Here is an 18,126-nt window from a genome sequence, read left to right on the forward strand (position 1 = left end):
TTTAAATGGCTCAATGCGGTTCAATAGCAAGTATTCCTTGAAAAAGTCTTTCCGGTATTATATTCTATTATTATGTCCTATAAAAATCAGTTACAAAGTATACACACAGAAAGGTTTCTATATGTGGATTGCAGATCATTGGAAAGATTATGAAGTGCTGGATACGTCCAGCGGAGAAAAGTTAGAGCGTTGGGGAGATTATATTCTCGTCCGTCCGGATCCCCAGGTCATCTGGAAGACACCCCACGATCATAAGGGTTGGAAGCAGAAAAACGGTCATTACCACAGAAGTGCCAAGGGCGGCGGAGAATGGGAGTTCTTCCATCTGCCGGATGAATGGGCGATTCATTACACCCTGCCTTTTCAGAAGGAAGCCTGCGGTAAGACTGATCCTCTGACCTTCCATCTGAAGCCCTTCAGTTTCAAACATACCGGTCTGTTCCCGGAGCAGGCGGTGAACTGGGACTGGTTCTCCGGTCTGATCCATGAGGCAGGCCACCCCGTGAAAGTACTGAACCTCTTCGCTTACACCGGCGGTGCTACTGTATCCGCTGCGGCTGCGGGAGCTGCTGTGACCCATGTGGATGCGTCCAAGGGTATGGTCGGCTGGGCGAAGGAGAACGCTGCTGCCAGCGGGCTTGCCGATGCTCCTATCCGCTGGCTGGTGGACGACTGCATGAAGTTCGTAGAGCGTGAGATCCGCCGTGGCAACAAATACGACGGCATCATCATGGATCCCCCTTCCTACGGCAGAGGTCCTAAGGGCGAGATCTGGAAAATAGAAGATAATATCTGGGATTTCGTAGGACTGACCGCACAGCTTTTATCCGATGATGCGCTGTTCTTCCTGATCAATTCGTACACTACAGGATTGCAGCCCGCCGTGCTGTCCTATATGATGAATTCCACCCTGACGAAAAAGTTCGGCGGTCATGTGGAAGCCGAAGAGATCGGCCTCCCTGTCACCGAGAGTGGGCTGGTACTGCCTTGCGGCGCTTCCGGGCGCTGGCAGCGTGACTAAATTATACGCATAACAAGCAATCGCAAAAAGGAGCCCCCTCGTGAGGCTCCTTTCTTCTATAGCACATATTTTCTTAACACCGGGATCTTGCGCAGCACCCATGCGGTTGCCGTTGCCAGTGCCAGCACTACCAGGCAGAATGCAGCCAGCAGCAAAATCAATACCGCTTGTCCCGCGGCTACAGACTGCACACCGCATTGTTCCAACACCGTAAAGGGTGTGATTTTCACGAATTTATACAACAGGTTCACATACACCGGATGTACCAGGTATACGGCGAAGCTCAAGGCTCCCGCCTCCTGCCAGGGGATCCGGTGTATTCTGTCCTTCTCCCGGGCAGCCAAAGCCGCGCCATCTCCTCCCCCATTCCATCCTGCAGCGAACAGAAGCACTGCAAGCAGTACTGTAAACGGATAATTGTATGCCATCTGAATGGAGAATCCCGCAAGTGTTCTGCTCAGGATCATTCCCAGAGCCAGAACCGCTACTGCAGCTGTCAGCCATACGTTCCTTCCCTTGTCCACACATACTTCTCTCACCGCGAAGAAATATCCACACAGATAATACAGGAAATACACACCGCCATCCGGCAATACCGGAATACTGTTGACGTCCAGTACCTTATTCAGAAACGGTGCCACACTGCTTCCTAAGAAGATCACTGCCATCACTGCCGCAACACCCCACACCGGCAGCACCCGCAGCACTTTTTTCAGAAGCGGCGTGATCAGATATAAAAACAAGATCAGATACAGATACCACATATGGGACCAGGTATGTCCCGTCAGAGTCATCTTCAGTGCCTCCGGGATCATCCTGATCCGGAAGGTCCGCTCCGTCACTACCAGCTCGGAAGCTGCATACGGGACGCCGAATAGGAGGATCGCCAGCGCAATCCTCCTGCAATATTTTTTAATCATGACCGGATAAGTCAATGTACGTTCCGGATTCAGGAACAAATATCCCGAGATCAATAAAAATATAGGAACACACCAGGTCACCAGATCCATAACTGACAGCAATAATGACCGGTATTCCGGCACTATCGACGCATCTGTCACATCTGTCGCACCTGTCAGTACATGCATCAGCACCACTGCACAGGTTGCCAGTACCCGGAGCACGTCCAGGAACTGCTTCCTGGGTCCGGATAAGCCGTTTGTCATGTCTCTCCCATCTCCTCCATCAGGCGCATGCCTGCAGTATCTGTCACAGGAAGGGAGAATACTATGCTTTGTGCCTTACTCTCCAGTCCTGCTTTTTCCATTATAGCACGCATGATGGAATTTTTCTGCTCACTTTTTACCACAATGAACAACATTTCTTTTTCCGGCACCAGTGTCACGCCCAGAAACTGCTGTGCATTCTCTGTTCCGGTGCCCTTGGCATGGATGACGGTACCGCCCGCCGCATGTACTTCTCTCGCTGCATCCATGACCAGCTCCGTATATCCATGATTGGCTATCACTACCAGAAGCTCATTCTTCGTCTCTTTCAATGTGGACTCCTCTCCTTTTACGAATTCCTGCCCGCAGGTCAGGTAATTCAATGCTTTCTTGCCGCCGACACTGCTCACGGGAATAATAAATGCGATTCCCATTCCCGGGAGATCGATCTGCATTTTCTTACGCAGAGCAGGCTTGATCTGCCGCCAGGCAGCATCTGTGACAAGATGGAACAATACGCTCTTCTCCATGCCGTCCAGTCCAAAATAATCTAAGATCTCATTCGCCGCGGTTCCCATGCCGACGGTAACACTGCCGACCTGTGCGCCGTTTTCTTTATAGCATTCCACGAATTTCCTCGTCAGCTGACGATTGGTGATGGTGACCATCATATATAATTCACTCATGGGCACACCTCCTACAGTTCAATGATGGCATTCTCATCCAAAGCACCAAATGCATCCGCCGCACCGGCAAATACGCCTGCACCGCTCTTCTGCTGCTTTAACTGATATACCATTCCCAATATCTGAATCGTGATCAGCGGTGTCATGGCTACCATTGCTACCACACCGAAAGCATCTGCGACTAAATTGCCGCCCACCGCCACACAGGCACCCTGCGCTAACGGCAGTAAAAAGGTAGCTGTCATGGGACCGCTTGCCACACCGCCGGAGTCGAAGGCGATCGCTGTGAATATCTTCGGTACAAAAAAGGATAGTCCTATCGCCACACCGTAGCCCGGGATCAAAAACCATAGAATCGGGATCCCCGTCAGCACGCGGATCATCGCCAGTGCTACGGATAAGGATACGCCCACGGACAGAGAAATGCCCATGGATCTGGCAGAGATAGCGCCGTCCGTCAGCTCCTCTACCTGATGATTCAATACATAGACCGCTGGCTCCGCTTTTACGATAAAGTAACCAATCAGTGCTCCCACCGGCACCAGTACCCACCTGTAGGATCTGGCTGCCATGACCTGACCGAGGTAATTACCGGCTGGCATAAAGCCCACATTTGCGCCGGTCAGAAACAATACCAGACCGATATAAGTATACACCAGCCCGATCAGGATCTTCGCCAGTGTCTTCCCCGACAGCCGCAGGGCAAATATCTGGAACAGACCGAAAAACAATACAATGGGAAGTAATGAGAGTGCGATTTCTTTCATATAATCCGGAATCCCATGGGCAAAAAGCTGCGCCAGTTCCACGGAATCAGCGATCTCCGGGATCGCCACCGGCTGGTAATCCGCATTGGTCGGCTTGTAGATCAGCCCCAGCACCATAACCGCCAGGATTGGGCCGATGGAGCACAGTGCTACCAGACCGAAGCTGTCGTCTGCCGCATGATGGTCATTACGGATGGACGCAATACCGACACCAAGTGCCATGATAAAAGGAACGGTCATGGGTCCCGTGGTCACACCTCCGGAATCAAACGCCACTGCCCGAAAGTTCTCCGGTACGAGAAATGCAAGAACGAACACTGCTATGTAGAAAAAAGTTAACAACGGCGGCAGTGCCACACCGATCAGCATACGCAGAAGGGCAATGACCAGGAAGATTCCCACGCCCACTGCCACTGCCAGGATCAGCGTCATGTTCGGAACCGAAGGCACCTGTGTCGCCAACACCTGCAAGTCAGGCTCGGAAATGGTGATCACCACTCCCAACAGAAAAGATAACACTACGATCAGCAGAATATTTTTACTCTGGGTCATTCTGGCACCCACTTTTTCTCCCATGGGGGTCATGGACATCTCCGCACCCAGGGTGAAAAACATCATACCGGCCATGACCATCACCGCTCCCACCAGAAAGCACAGCAGGATACTGGAGGTAATTGGAGCTATGGTAAAGCTTAATACGATCACGATCCCTACTACCGGCAGGACCGCCTTCAAGGATTCTGCAAATTTTTGCCGGATCTTTGGATTCAATAACTTCAATATTGGTCTTTCCTTTCTTTAGGTTTTCTTTATCTTAACATGAAGCAAAGACCCGATCCTACCGTTTTTCGTGAATTTATAAAATTTTCACGGGTTCTTAACGCAATCTTTATGCAGACAGCTCCCGGTCCTGCCCAGACTGCTTTTTCACAAATTTATAGGCCCAGACATCCACCACGATCACAAACAGGAAAAAGAAAACGAAGATCCAGTCCGCATCCAGAGACAATGCGGAATCATAGATACCGTGTTCGATCATCGGCATGAACACGCTGAGCTTCAGGTAGCGTTTCCTGCGTTTTTTATCGCCTGCAAGTTCTGCCTCCTTCGCCACACCGAAGAAATATCCCATGATCACGCCATCGATGGCATGGGAAGGCACGGACAACAGGGCTCTGGTCACTGCCGTCCCAAAGTCACCGCCCAGACAATACAGAACATTTTCAATGGCTGCAAATCCCAATGCCGAAGTCACGCAGTACACGATGGCATCGAATTTATAATTGAAGGCCGGATGCTTCCATGCCGCCCATTTGGCCGCTTTCATCTTGCAAAGTTCCTCGATCAATGCCACCCCGATAAAATTATCCAGGATCACGTAGCACAGCGTATCTGCATCCACAAATACCAGAAATACTTCATCCAGAATGATTTCCAGTATCATGGCCGGTATCACGGACAACACGCCGAACAGGAATATTTTCCACAATAATCCCCTCGGCTCCTTCTCCACCTTATCCTGTCTGTAGATCCATACCACCAGTGCGATGGCCGGCAATAGTGCCAATCCTGTCAGAAACATAACCTACTCCTCTCCTGTCCACATAGACGGTCCGCCCTTTCAGGACCGCCGCCATACTACATTTTAATCTAATGTTTTTCCTGATGTCAACCTAACGAAAGTATATGTTCCTATTTTTTGTGTCTTAGCTTTTCCGGAGGATACCTGCCTGCCTTTTGCCTCCGCTTTAGGGGAAAATATACCGGTTGTCATATATCCTTAACTACTTCTTTACACCTTGCATTGCAAAGTAATGGTACTATAGTTATAATAAATTTAAAAAACAACTAACAATATTTCATGGAGGATCACACCGTGTTCCGATCATTTTCCGATAAAAAATCACCGCGGAAAAGCTTCCGCTTAAAACCACCCTTTACCAGGCACGCCATCAGTATCCTGATCTGTGCTGCCTGCATGCTGTGCGCCACACTTGCCTCTTTTTTATATCAGCATATTGTCCCGGACAACCATGCCAATGTAGCATTGTTCTACATTCTGGCACTGGTGATCATCGCCAGATGGACGGTGGGCTACGGCTACGGCATTGTCTGCACCCTTTTTTCCGTAATAGCGATCAATTATCTGTTCACCTATCCGTATTATAAGCTTAATTTCACACTGACCGGCTACCCTATCACCTTCCTGCTGATGAGCGGGATCACTCTGATCCTGTGTACCATGACCTCCCATATGACCATCCAGTCCGAGATGATCGCAGAGCGGGAAAAGCGGCTGGCAGAGGCCGAAATGGAAAAGATGCGTGCGAATCTTCTGCGCGCCATCTCCCACGATCTGCGCACGCCGCTCACCGGCATCATCGGCAACAGCTCCCTGTTTCTGGAAAGTCAGAACGATCTAAGCTCCACCGAACAGCGTACGATCATGACCAATATCTACGAGGATTCCAACTGGCTGTTGAATATGGTGGAAAATCTGCTGTCCGTCACCCGTATCCAGGGAGACAGCTTAAGCATCAATACCACAGAGGAGCCGGTGGAGGAAGTGGTGGGAGAAGCTTTGGAGAAGCTGAAAAAACGCTATCCCGATGCCGCCATCCGGGTCAAGATCCCCGAGGAATTTCTGATGATACCCATGGATGCGGTGCTGATCGAGCAGGTCACCATCAATCTGCTGGAAAATGCCATCGTTCATTCCGGAAGTATCCTGCCCATTGATTTCATCGTGGAGGATCATCCGGAGCATGTCTCTTTTATTGTGAGAGACTACGGAAAAGGACTGTCGGAAGAAAAATTACAGAATCTGTTCGAGACGGGTACCTACAACAATTCCCGGAGCTCGGATTCCCGCAAAGGCATGGGTATCGGTCTGTCCATCTGCAAGACCATCATCACCGCCCATCACGGAACGCTGAGTGGCAGGAATCATGCGGATGGCGCGGAATTCTGTTTCACACTTCCCAAGGCGGAAGCTCTCGCTTCGGAAAAATAAGTGTACTCTCAGCCACATACGATAGAACTGTTGAAAATACCGGAAAGGATATGGATCTCAGATATGAATAAGATCAAAGTTCTCTTAATCGAAGACGATAGAAGTATCAGTAATTTCATCACCGCTACCATGGACCGGGAAGGCTACAAGATCATGCATGCCTTAAACGGCAGAGAGGGACTTAGTCTCAGCACTTCTTTCTGCCCCAATGTGATCCTGTTAGATTTAGGGCTGCCGGACATGGACGGGCTGGAGGTATTACAGAAACTCCGTTCCTGGAGCGATGTTCCGGTGATCATCATATCTGCCCGCACCAAGGAGCAGGAGAAAGTCTCCGCTCTGGATCTGGGTGCGGACGATTATATCACGAAACCCTTCGGCACCGGTGAGCTTATGGCCAGAATCCGTACTTCTCTGCGGCACAGCCACGCCCAGGCTCCCGGTCATGTGTATAAGGCACTGGATCTGGAGATTGATTTCGAAAAGCGGCTGATCCGCCTGCGGGGCGAAGAAGTCCACCTGACCCAGATTGAGTACCAGCTGCTCACACTGTTAGCAGAGAATTCCGGCAGAGTCCTGACCTACAGTTACATCATGAATGCCATCTGGGGACCCTACATGGACAATAATAATCAGATCCTCCGGGTCAACATGGCGAACATCCGCAGAAAGCTGGAGCAGAATCCCGCCCAGCCCCAATATGTCTTCACTGAGATCGGCGTGGGTTATCGGATGCGTGAGAATGAGAACGGTGGGACTGTATAAACAGAAATACAATTCCCGGCACTGCCTCCAGCAAAATGAGTACCGTCCCTCTGTCCAGTGCCTTCCAGACGCTGTCCAGGGTATCCATCCGGCCCAGAATGTCTATGTAAAAGAAATCCAGATAGATGACCGCCGGTGAGATCACACATCCCGGATGCAGTACCGTCCGCTCCATGAGCAGACGGTACATTTCCACTGCCAGAAATATTACATTCAGGGCATAGCCCGCACAAAGCTGATTGTTCAAAAACGGTCCCAGTGAGCTGAGTTCCATACCAAGGGGAACACTTCCTGCCCGGACCATTCCGAAGCTTAAATACATGATTCCAACACTCCACAATAGCATCGCAAGGGATGCTATTCCAAGTCCTCTGCTTAATTGACTGGAGGGAATCATTTTCACATCCTCTTCCTTTCCGAAATACCGGTATACAAGCCCTAGCATCGTCAGTGTCCCCGCCATGGAGATTCCGGCCACCTGGCAGGCAATATCTCTTCCCCCAAACAACCCTCTTCCTGAAAATAAACAGATCCCGATGACACAGTGATAGATCAAAAGCCCCAGCATAATCAGATACAGGAGCCTCTTTTCACGCTTTCGCTGCTCCTGAAGTTTGGCCAGTCTCACGAGTTCTGTCACGGCATTCTCCTGATCCGCCACACTCTCTCCGGTCACAATATCCTGAATCGGCAGTTCCAACAGATGGGACAGAGACTCCAGGACACCGATATCCGGGAAACTTTCCCCGTTCTCCCACCGGGATACCGCCTTGTTGGTCACCCCTAACATCTTTCCCAGTTCACTCTGGGTATAATTTTTGCGCTGTCTGGCTTCCCGGATCAGATTGCCAGTTTTCTTTTTATCCATACTAATCCCTATACCTTTCTGTACTCTGCAAACCCTCAGGTGCTTTAGCACCTTTGCTTTAGCACCGTATGCCGGCCGATCTGTACCCTTATGGTAACAATCCTTTGGAAAATGCGCAATCCATTGTAACGAGACTGCCTGTTTTCCGTGATTTTTGCGCAAAAAATTCCCCTCGGCGAGGGGGGAGTGTACCGAGGGGGATAGAGAGAAAAGTATTTTTGAAAGAGGCGGGTTCCTTTTTCAGTTATTATAATAGCGTAATTAATTTATATTTACTGCTGTTTTTATAGCTTGTTTTGGTTGAAAATACTGTTTTTTTGTGGTATTCTGACTGCAGCACTGGGATACACCGGAAATGAGGGAACGCTATGGATATCACAACGAAAAAAGGCAGACGTGGCAGAAAAGATATTGACCGGATTATCGTGGAAAAGGGCCGCAGAGGTGATTTTTCTCCCCTGCAGCCCGATCATTATCACAGCTTTTATGAAATTTTTTATCTCTGGTCGGGAAGCTGCCGTTTCCTGTTAAAAGATACGGTCTATCAGATGGAAGCCGGAGATCTGGTCTTCATCGCTCCGGGAGAACTGCATCACTCTCTGTATTCCGCCGGAGAGATCTGCGAGATCGTGATGATCTATTTCAAAGAAGAATATCTGCATTTATCGGACCGGTCTGCCGACAGCCTCACTTCCATATCCGGGCAGGGGCTGCAGCTGCATTCCTTCATGGGCAGCGTTCCTACGGTATACCGGGAATATCTGCACTCTCTGCTAACCCGGATGCTCACTGAGAATTCCCGGTTCGATGAATACTCTGAGCATTTTGAGCGATGCTATCTGGAAGAGCTTCTGCTCATTCTGATGCGCCATTCCGTCATGAATGAGAAGGAACCGGATCTGCTGAACTCCCGGGATGCGGACATCCTGCTTGCCACAAGATACATTTACAACAACTTCCGCAAGCCCCTGACACTGGAGGAAGTCTCCTCCGTGGCTTCCTTAAGCCCCACTTACTTCAGCAAGAAATTCAAATTGATCACCGGCATGGGATTCAAGGAATACTTAAACTACGTGCGGCTCAAGCACGCCCAGACGGCGCTTCTCACCACCGACAGTTCCATCACGGATATTGCTCTGGAATACGGCTTCAACGACAGCAACTATTTTAAGGACCTGTTCAAAAAAGTTTACGGAAAGTCTCCTCGGGAATATCGGAAAAATCCTGATTGACGCCAGATCTACCGTGCGTCTTCCTCAAGGAATCTTCTCCAGAAGTCCTCTTCCTCTGCATGCGGAACTTCTTCCCCCTCTGCGAAGCTCTGTAAATAATTTAACACCTTCTGGTACTGGGAAGGATCCGTAAATTCCATACGCCACAGATCCTCTCCTTCCTGTCCTTCGGTGAATTTCTTACACCAGATGCCATCTTCGCTAAAGCAGGTGATATACCAGGTCTTAGGGTCACTGCCCTCTTCTGTGGTTTTCACACTCTGGGCCAGGATACTATCCACCTCATCCGGCTCTTCTGCTGTCTCCGACATACCTGTCAGTTTCTCTTCCAGCCGTTCTACCTTTTCCTTTTCGATTTTTTCCTCCAGTGCCGCCCGGGTGGCATCCTGCACACTGTCGAATTTCTCTAAGAAATGATCCCACTCCTTGATCGTAAATTCTTGATTGCCGATCTGGAACTTGGTATCCGTGTCTCCGTTCTGAAGCTTGTCGTAGATCTCCTGCATCTTCTCTTTGATCTGTGCCATGAGACTTAAATCCTCTTTTCCCGGCTCTCCGGCCGTCCCGGAAGGATCCGTTCCCGCTGCCTTGTCCGTGTCGGCGGTCTCCGATGCTTCCTCACTGTTATCCACATCATCGCCGTTCTCCATGTCATCCAGTTCTTTCTTCATCTGCTGAATCTTGTTATCCTTTGCCAGCGCCTCCAGGATCCGTTTCACATCCTCCGGCCTGAACATGCCGATGGCCTTGGACAGGGCATCAATGTTGTCTCGGTTCACCAGCAGGCTTCCGCCGCCGGACAACGGAATATTAATGCAATCCTCTTTATTGGTGGTATCCCCCAGTGTCAGGCGGTTGTGCTCATAATCACAGACGAAGGTCACCCCGTTGTATTCAATGACGCCGTCCTCAGCCATTTCTCCATAGGGCACCTTGTCCTTTCCCTCGATATGGCGGGCCAGCTGTACGCCGCGGGTCACCGGAGTCTTCACGGTGTTGTCTTCTTTTGCCAATTCCTCAATGCTCTCCGCGAAACGGGATTCTGCTGTCTCCGTCGCACTTCCCTGCGCACTCTGTACATCCCCTGCATTTACTCGCTTCTGTGCCTCATACACAAATGTCCTTCCGTAGCCGATTCCTGTTATTGCCATAGTACTCTCCCTCTCTGAGCAGTGATTGCTGCCCTGTCGCAATGCCCGTCAAATCTTCATGCAGGCATGCGATGTTCTCGCTTCACACAAAAACGGATGGTCGCCTCACATGAGGCAGCCATCCGTAGCTATTTATCCATCCATGGTGTATGTATTTTCCTATATAAATAGTATCGACACAGCCCGGGGGAAACTTTATAGTACAAAACTCTTGTTTTTTGCATATTGCCACTTTATAATAACAGTAGTAATACCTAAAGTCAGCTTTAGATAATTTTATGCAGGGAGACGAAATCCTCTCCTCGACATGAAGCTCGGATTTTTGCTTCGCAAAAACAAGGAGGATTATATACGTACAGTATCGGACAAGTTTCCGCAATGACAAATTTACCGATTTCCTCTTTAAGATATTATGATAAAGAGGGCTTTTTCCCGAATCTGGAGAAGCAGTCCGGGATCCGCCGGTTCAGTAAGGCGGAATTGGACTCCATCCGCATGAATTCGAAATACAAAGCTAAAAATGCGAGCCATTACTTTTCGTAATCGCTCGCATTTCCTGTTTTCGTCACACTGACGGTTCGCCTTACAGTTTTCCGCCGTATACAGGGAAGCCGCTGTTGGCGCCGTAGCTTTCGATATGCTTGATTTTCCACGTTAGAGACATTTCTTACGGGATGATTTTATCATAATACCTAAAGCTAACTTTAGGTCAATAGGGGTTTTGAGAAAAATTTTCTCTTGCGGCATCTTTTCCTATATGTTATACTGGGAAAAAATCAGAAACGAAATACAGATCAGGTAACTATGTCAGCGTGGACATCTTCGGGTGTCTGCGCTTTTTCTTTTACCTGAAAACAAAGGAGGAGAATGTATATGGTAGAGCTCATAGCCAATGTGAACAATGCCATCAATGGTTTCGTATGGGGTGTTCCCATGTTGGTGCTGTTGGTGGGCACCGGTATCCTGATGACGATCCTGACGAAATTTTTCCAGTTGTCCCACATCGGACACTGGTTCAAAAATACAGTAGGCGGCATCTTTCACGACCAACACGTAACAAAGCACACGGATGCTGATGATCAGTCCATCTCCCAGTTCCAGTCGCTGTGCACCGCACTGGCTGCCACCATCGGTACCGGTAATATCGTCGGCGTGGCAAGTGCTCTGGTAGCCGGTGGTCCCGGCGCCATCTTCTGGATGTGGATTGTAGCTTTCTTCGGCATGATGACCAACTACTCAGAAAATGTACTGGGCATCTATTACCGCCGCAAGAACTTCAAAGGGGAATGGAGCGGAGGTGCCATGTACTATCTGAAGGACGGTCTCGGCTCCTATAAGGGCTGCAAACAGATCGGTGCCGTACTGGCTGTGCTGTTCTCTGCTTTCTGCCTGCTGGCTTCCTTCGGTATCGGCAACATGAGTCAGGTCAATTCCATTGCAGCCAACATGACTTCCGCCTTCTCCATTCCCGCTACGGTAACCGGCATCGTACTGGTGATCATCGGTGCACTGGTCATTGTCGGTGGGTTAAAGCGCATCGCTGCCGTCACCGAGAAGCTGGTTCCCTTTATGGCCATCGCTTATGTCATCGGTGCACTGGTGATCTTCTTTGCAAATATCGGTCACGTGGGTGCCGTATTTACCGCTATTTTCAAAGGAGCATTCGGTCTGCGCGCCGTGGGCGGCGGTATCGTAGGTTCCGGTGTGAAGCTGGCTCTGACCTGGGGCATGAAGCGCGGCGTGTTCTCCAACGAAGCCGGCCTTGGTTCCTCCGTTATGGTACATTCCAGTTCCAATGTAAAAGAACCCGTGCGTCAGGGTATGTGGGGCATCTTCGAGGTATTCGCTGACACTATGGTCGTATGTACACTGACGGCTTTCGCAGTTCTGTCCTCCGGCCTGATCGATCTGGACACCGGTGCCGTATTGGTGGATGTGTCCGGTTCCGCTCTGGTAGGTCAGGCTTTTGCTACCGTATTCGGCAGCTTCGGCCCTGCCTTCATCGCCATTGCGATCCTGCTGTTTGCATTCTCTACCGTACTGGGCTGGAGCCACTACGGATCCAAGGCCTGTGAATATTTATTCGGTACGAAATCCACCATTGTCTACAAGGTAGTGTTCGTACTGATGATCTTCATCGGCTGCACCATGAACCTTGGTCTGGCCTGGGATCTGTCCGACACCTTCAACGGATTGATGGCGATTCCCAACCTGATCGGTGTCATAGCCCTGTCTCCCGTAGTAATGAAGATCACGAAAAATTACGTGGCACGTATCATTAAAAAAGAAGACGTAAAGCCCATGTTATCTGTCTTCCCAGAGATTCAGGAAGAACAGGAAAAGGCCATGTAATTTAACTTAGAATCATACTTCTTCTCTGGTAATATTCTTCGCCCATTTACCCTCTCGGTAATGCTTAATGACCCAGGGCCACTTGACAAATTCATCGGTACATAACAGGAAATAGACCCACAGTACCGGAAGTTTCAGTACAAATGCGGCGAAGAATCCCAGAGGGATCGCATAACACCACATATCGATCGTATCGCAGATCAGTCCGAACTTCGTATCTCCGCCGGCACGGAATACTCCGGCGATCAGCGCCGTATTCACGGCAGCGCCCATAATATAATAAGTATTAATGAGCAGCATATATTTCAGATAATGCATGGCAGTGTCATTCAATGTAGCAAACCGTAACACAAAGGGTGTAATTGCCAGTACGATCAGGCCGCCTATAGCTCCGGCGATTACCGTCATCTTCAACATCCGGGAAGCGTAACTCTTTGACTTCTCCAGATCGCCTTGTCCCATAATATTTCCCAGCAATATGCTACCTGCACTGGCAATGGCAAAACAGAACACCGTACCGATATTGCGCACTACGACGACCAGTGAATTAGCAGCCACCGCATCTGTTCCCAGATGCCCCAGGATCACGGAATACATGGAAAACGCCACACTCCAGGACACATCATTGCAAAGTGCTGGCAGAGACAGACGCATGAAATCTTGTGTCAGCACCTTACTGTGAACAAACAGGTACTTCGGATGCAGTTTTACATTTTTGCTCAAGGAAGATACAATGACGCATGCCACCAGTTCCACCAGTCGGGACAGGGCTGTGGCAATGGCGACACCGGTAGCTCCCAGCTTTGGCATGCCGAACAGTCCGAAGATAAATGTGGCATTCAGAATGACATTCAATACGAAAGCCAGCATATTCAACGCCATACTGACCGTCACACGACCTACGCTTCGCAAAATGGCTAGATATACTTCCGTGATGCCCCAGCACAGGTATGTGATGCCCATGATCCGCAGATAAGAGGCGCCGATAGTGATCAGCTCCTGATCAGGAGTAAAGAGAAGCATCATCTTCTGAGGGAGGAAAAATGCAATCAGCGCAACTATACCTGAAATTGCCATAGAGAAACGAAGTGTGATTCCTTCTACAGTATGAATTGCTTCCAGGTTCCCCTTTCCATAATATTGGGCGCACAAGAGAGTGGCTCCCGTCCCCAGTCCGTAATATACCATAAACAGGACATTCGAAAAATTTGACGCCAGGGATACTGCGGATATTGCGGACTGTCCCACATAGTTTAGCATAATAACATCCGCGGAATTCACTGCTGCACTGAGCAGATTCTGTATAATGATCGGGATGGTCAGTTTGAACATCTGTCTGTAAAAATCGTCTTTTTTCATTGCTGTTATCTGCATGGTATTCCTCTGTGTTCCTCTCCATTGGATAATTTTCTGCCGTTGGATTGTATTATATGTCGTTCGCAGGAATTACGCAATATGCTAAAAGCGATCCGCCTGTAAACAAGCGGACCGCTCCTTTTAAAAAGGCTGTTTGATTATAATGTCCAGCCGGCAGCCTCCATCTGAGTGGCTTTCATATGCCGGTAAATGCCGTCTTTTGCTTCCAGTTCGGCAGGCGTTCCCTGCTCTGCCACCACGCCATCCTTCAATACAACAATCTTGTCTGCGTCCGCCACGGTACGCATGCGGTGCGCAATGATCATAACGGTCTTATTGCGGATCAGCCTGGAAAGGGATTCCTGAATCAGTGTCTCGTTATCTACATCCAGAGAAGCGGTTGCCTCATCCATGAGGATGATGGGAGCATCCTTTAAAAAGGCTCTGGCAATGGAGATCCGCTGTCTCTCACCGCCGGACAGTTCCGAACCGTTCTCACCGATCATGGTCTGCCAGCCGTTCGGAAGTTTCTCCGCGAACTCATCGCAATGCGCCAGTTTTGCCGCAGCCAGCACTTCTTCATCCGTAGCATTCTGCCTGCCGATACGGATATTTTCCATCACCGTATTATTGAACAGTGTCACATCCTGGAATACGATAGCGTACAGAGACATCAGTGTCTCCGGATCGATGGTGGAGATGTCCATGCCACCCACGGTGATCTTACCTTTATGGATATCCCAGAACCGGGAAGCCAGTCTGGACACGGTGGTCTTACCGCCGCCGGAAGGTCCGATCAATGCGGTCACTTCGCCTTGTTTTGCCGTGAAAGTGACATCGCGAAGTACGGTATCCTGACTGTCATAGGAGAATCCCACATGGGAAAATTCGATGTCATACCCCTTAGGATCCATGGTGCTGGCACCGGTCTGGATCTCATGGGACAGGATCTCGTCGAGACGGTCACACTGCACACTGGTACTGATAATAGCTGCCAGATTCTGCAGTGCCACCTGCAGGGGATCATACATTCTGGATACCAACAGGAGGAATACGAAGAAGGTCAGGATGTCGATCTCTCCCTTTACTAACAACACACCGCCGGTCAATGCCACGGTAGCGATGCCAAGCTTTAAGATCATCTGGGCACCGCCTACAAAGACTGCCGTACCAAGCTCCGTCACCAGTGCATGTTTTTCCACGGCACGGATCTTGCCCTCTAAGCCTTCCATGTACTCAGCCTGGGCATTGTTGGCCCGAAGGTCACGTACGGTCTCCAGGCATTCCTGAATGCCGTCAGCACAGTCCATTTTTAATTTCATCTGCTTCTTACTTAAGCTCTTCTGTACCCTGCCGGAACATCCCACAATGAGGAAAGACACAGGCAGTACCCACAGTGCTGCGATTGCCATTCTCCAGTTCATGAAAAAGGTACCCACAGCGATCAGTGTGGTGGAGATACAGGAACCAACCAGTTCCGGAATGAAATGGGAGGATGCAGTCTCCATGGTGGCACAGTCCGCCATAATGGTACTTGTCAGATCGGACAGATCTTTTTTTCCGAAGAAGGATAACGGGATCTTACGCAGCTGCTCTGCCAGAGCAATTCTGCGCACACCGCTCTCCACATAAGTTGCCAGGAACGTGGCACGATACTGCACCAACGTTGTCAGCGCGATCAGAAGAAGACAGAGTACGCAGCCCACAATGTAGAAAACACCTCTGCCTGCCATGGTGCCCTGTAAATAATCTCTTACCAGAAAATACAGCATCCATACCGGGAACATCAACACCAGATCGGAACATGTTACGGATACAAATGCCTTTATCATATCCTTCGCACCTTTTTCGGAAAGCGCGTATTTATGCTGCAATTTTGCCTGTAAGCTACTCATTCTATTTCTCCCCCTTTCCTACTTTCCAGCTGACGGATTTATTGTACTCTTCCCACATATGGGCATACAGTCCGTTTTGTCCCAGCAATATTTCATGGTTTCCCTGTTCCACAATTCCGCCATCCTTCAACACACAGATGCGGTCGGCATCCACAACCGAGGACAATCTGTGTGCGATCATGATCACGGTCTTGCCTGCGGAAAGCTTCGTAAATGCCTGCCGTACCTTCGCCTCATTATCCGGATCAGCAAAAGCGGTAGCTTCATCCAGGATCAGGATCGGTGCATTTTTTAACATCGCTCTCGCAACGGACAGGCGCTGTGCCTCACCTCCGGATACATAAGTACCCTGGCTTCCGATGACGGTATCCACACCGTCCGGCAGCTTTGCAATAATGTCCTCACACTGGGCATTTTTCAGAGCTTCCATGACTTCTTCTCTGGTGGCATCCTTTTTGCCCATGCGGACATTATCGTAAATGGACATCTTAAGCAATTTGCTGTCCTGAAATACGAAGGACACCATATTCATCAACTGTGCGGAAGGAATATCCTTCACATCCACGCCGCCGATGCATACCTTACCTTCTGTGGTATCATAGAAACGGGCAATGAGACTTGCCAGCGTGGTCTTACCGCCGCCGGAGGGACCGACAAATGCCACATGCTCTCCTTCTTTGATATCGAGATTGATCTGATGCAGAGCATCTCTTCCCGCATTTTCATAGCGGAAGGATACATTTTGTAACGCAATGGAATGATCCTTGATGTTCTGCTCTTTTTCTGCTTCCGGCAGAGGATTACGGCTTAAGATACCATCAGTTCTTTTCAGAGCATCCTCCACGATCATCTGATTCTCTCCGCCGTACATGATCTTGCCTAATGTAACGGTCAGTACCGGAGTGATAATGATGTAGAACAGAAGGTTGATCAGCACCTCAGGATCCCCGCCTGCTCCACCGAACCAATATGCGGCACCGATCAGAACGGCGAAGATCGCATTGATCAGTGTGGTAAAGCCTACCATGGGCCACATCAGTTCTTTGGTATAAGCGATGGTCCATTTTTCATATTTTTTAATAGAGGTCTGGAAACGCTTGAAAGAAAATACCGACTGTCCGAAGGTCTTCACTACCGGAATACCGCGGACATATTCCACGGCTTCACTGGACATCTCCTCTAACGCATTCTGGTATTCTGTCATTTTATCTTTCATGCGCTGTCCGGTCATGGCTCCCATGATGAGAAAAGCAAATACTACAGGCACCAGACTTAATAAGCCCAGTTTCCAGTCAAATACTACCAGCAAAAGCAACAGTCCCACAGGTGTTGCCACCGCTCCAGCTTTATCCGGCAGCTGATGCGCCAGGTAGGTCTCCGTGGCTGCGGTGGATTCGTTGACGATCTTGCGGATTTTGCCACTGCCTTCACTTTCCATGAACCCCATGGGAAGTGTCAGAATGTGCCGCATCAGGATGCTGCGCATGTTGGCCTGCACATGGAATGCCGCAATGTGGGAGCACAGCAGTCCGCAGATATAGATGAACATAGATAACAGTGCAAATCCCACCGCACGCCAGCCCAAGACGTACAGATTCTGCGCTTTGCTGTAATCCGGTGCTACCAACACCACTTCCTGCATGATCCGCCATATGTAATAGAACGGCAATAATGCAATCAGTGCACTGACCGCGGACAGAATCCATGACGCAATGGTCAGGTACTTGTAGTTGCCCGCATAAGCGAACAGCTTCTGCATAGAGCTTTCTTTTTTCATGTGATCTTTCCCTCTTTCCCTTTGATTTAAATTAATTTTTTGGATTTAATGTAACTCTTTAATTTCTAGAATTTCTT

15 protein-coding genes are annotated in these 18,126 nt (G+C 49.5%); 6 read left to right on the plus strand and 9 right to left on the minus strand.

What is annotated here, in order from left to right; genetic code table 11:
- Nucleotides 1-121 precede the first annotated feature (121 nt).
- Nucleotides 122-1,021, plus strand: a complete 900-nt coding sequence (locus tag OCV96_RS15570) for a class I SAM-dependent methyltransferase (protein WP_262594873.1) — start codon at nt 122-124, stop codon at nt 1,019-1,021.
- Between the two features lie 56 nt (nt 1,022-1,077).
- Here the strand turns inward: OCV96_RS15570 and OCV96_RS15575 are convergent, their stop codons facing one another.
- The 4 genes from OCV96_RS15575 to OCV96_RS15590 all read right to left on the minus strand — a co-directional run bounded on the left by OCV96_RS15575 (nt 1,078) and on the right by OCV96_RS15590 (nt 5,222).
- Nucleotides 1,078-2,187, minus strand: a complete 1,110-nt coding sequence (locus OCV96_RS15575) for an acyltransferase (protein ID WP_262594874.1) — start codon at nt 2,185-2,187, stop codon at nt 1,078-1,080.
- Nucleotides 2,184-2,873, minus strand: a complete 690-nt coding sequence (locus OCV96_RS15580) for a P-II family nitrogen regulator (RefSeq protein ID WP_262594875.1) — start codon at nt 2,871-2,873, stop codon at nt 2,184-2,186. The genes OCV96_RS15575 and OCV96_RS15580 overlap by 4 nt, the downstream gene beginning before the upstream one ends.
- Nucleotides 2,874-2,884: 11 nt before the next feature.
- Nucleotides 2,885-4,420, minus strand: a complete 1,536-nt coding sequence (locus tag OCV96_RS15585; protein WP_262594876.1) for a DUF1538 domain-containing protein — start codon at nt 4,418-4,420, stop codon at nt 2,885-2,887.
- A 109-nt stretch (nt 4,421-4,529) separates the two neighbouring features.
- Entirely contained in the window at nt 4,530-5,222 is a 693-nt protein-coding gene (locus OCV96_RS15590) for a PrsW family glutamic-type intramembrane protease (RefSeq protein WP_118537788.1), read from the minus strand.
- Between the two features lie 294 nt (nt 5,223-5,516).
- Here OCV96_RS15590 and OCV96_RS15595 point away from each other — a divergent pair, with 294 nt between their 5' ends.
- The gene (locus OCV96_RS15595) at nt 5,517-6,653 is read left to right on the plus strand and encodes a sensor histidine kinase (protein ID WP_262594877.1); all 1,137 of its coding nucleotides are present in this window, start codon (nt 5,517-5,519) and stop codon (nt 6,651-6,653) included.
- Nucleotides 6,654-6,716: 63 nt separating this feature from the next.
- Nucleotides 6,717-7,418: a response regulator gene (locus tag OCV96_RS15600; RefSeq protein ID WP_262594879.1), complete on the plus strand. Its 702-nt coding sequence runs from the start codon at nt 6,717-6,719 to the stop codon at nt 7,416-7,418.
- Here OCV96_RS15600 and OCV96_RS15605 read toward each other — a convergent pair.
- Nucleotides 7,360-8,286 carry a helix-turn-helix transcriptional regulator gene (locus OCV96_RS15605; RefSeq protein ID WP_262594880.1) on the minus strand — a complete coding sequence of 309 codons (927 nt, stop codon included), beginning with the start codon at nt 8,284-8,286 and terminating at the stop codon, nt 7,360-7,362. The two genes, OCV96_RS15600 and OCV96_RS15605, sit on opposite strands and share 59 nt — an antisense overlap.
- A gap of 368 nt (nt 8,287-8,654) precedes the next feature.
- Between OCV96_RS15605 and OCV96_RS15610 the strand changes: the two genes are divergently transcribed.
- Nucleotides 8,655-9,518, plus strand: coding sequence for an AraC family transcriptional regulator (locus OCV96_RS15610; protein ID WP_262594881.1), 864 nt, complete (start codon nt 8,655-8,657; stop codon nt 9,516-9,518).
- Nucleotides 9,519-9,526: 8 nt separating this feature from the next.
- Here OCV96_RS15610 and OCV96_RS15615 read toward each other — a convergent pair whose 3' ends face one another.
- On the minus strand, nt 9,527-10,669 hold the full coding sequence (locus OCV96_RS15615) for a hypothetical protein (protein WP_118537793.1): 1,143 nt from the start codon (nt 10,667-10,669) through the stop codon (nt 9,527-9,529).
- Between the two features lie 360 nt (nt 10,670-11,029).
- On the opposite strand from OCV96_RS15615, the gene OCV96_RS19655 reads away from it, so the two are divergent.
- Entirely contained in the window at nt 11,030-11,212 is a 183-nt protein-coding gene (locus OCV96_RS19655; protein ID WP_334303217.1) for a MerR family DNA-binding transcriptional regulator, read from the plus strand.
- A gap of 330 nt (nt 11,213-11,542) precedes the next feature.
- Nucleotides 11,543-13,021 (plus strand): alanine/glycine:cation symporter family protein, encoded by a 1,479-nt coding sequence (locus OCV96_RS15625; RefSeq protein WP_118730858.1) that lies wholly within the window; start codon nt 11,543-11,545, stop codon nt 13,019-13,021.
- A gap of 12 nt (nt 13,022-13,033) precedes the next feature.
- Here OCV96_RS15625 and OCV96_RS15630 read toward each other — a convergent pair whose 3' ends face one another.
- From OCV96_RS15630 to OCV96_RS15640, 3 genes are all read right to left on the minus strand, one after another.
- The gene (locus tag OCV96_RS15630) at nt 13,034-14,395 is read right to left on the minus strand and encodes an MATE family efflux transporter (protein WP_118730859.1); all 1,362 of its coding nucleotides are present in this window, start codon (nt 14,393-14,395) and stop codon (nt 13,034-13,036) included.
- 140 nt (nt 14,396-14,535) lie between these two features.
- Entirely contained in the window at nt 14,536-16,272 is a 1,737-nt protein-coding gene (locus OCV96_RS15635; RefSeq protein ID WP_118730860.1) for an ABC transporter ATP-binding protein, read from the minus strand.
- A gap of 1 nt (nt 16,273) precedes the next feature.
- A complete protein-coding gene (locus OCV96_RS15640) occupies nt 16,274-18,049 on the minus strand; it encodes an ABC transporter ATP-binding protein (RefSeq protein WP_262594882.1) in 1,776 nt (591 codons plus the stop codon).
- Nucleotides 18,050-18,126: the final 77 nt, after the last annotated feature.

It is taken from the genome of Waltera acetigignens (genome assembly GCF_025567015.1).
Taxonomy (GTDB): Bacteria; Bacillota; Clostridia; order Lachnospirales; family Lachnospiraceae; genus Acetatifactor; species Acetatifactor acetigignens.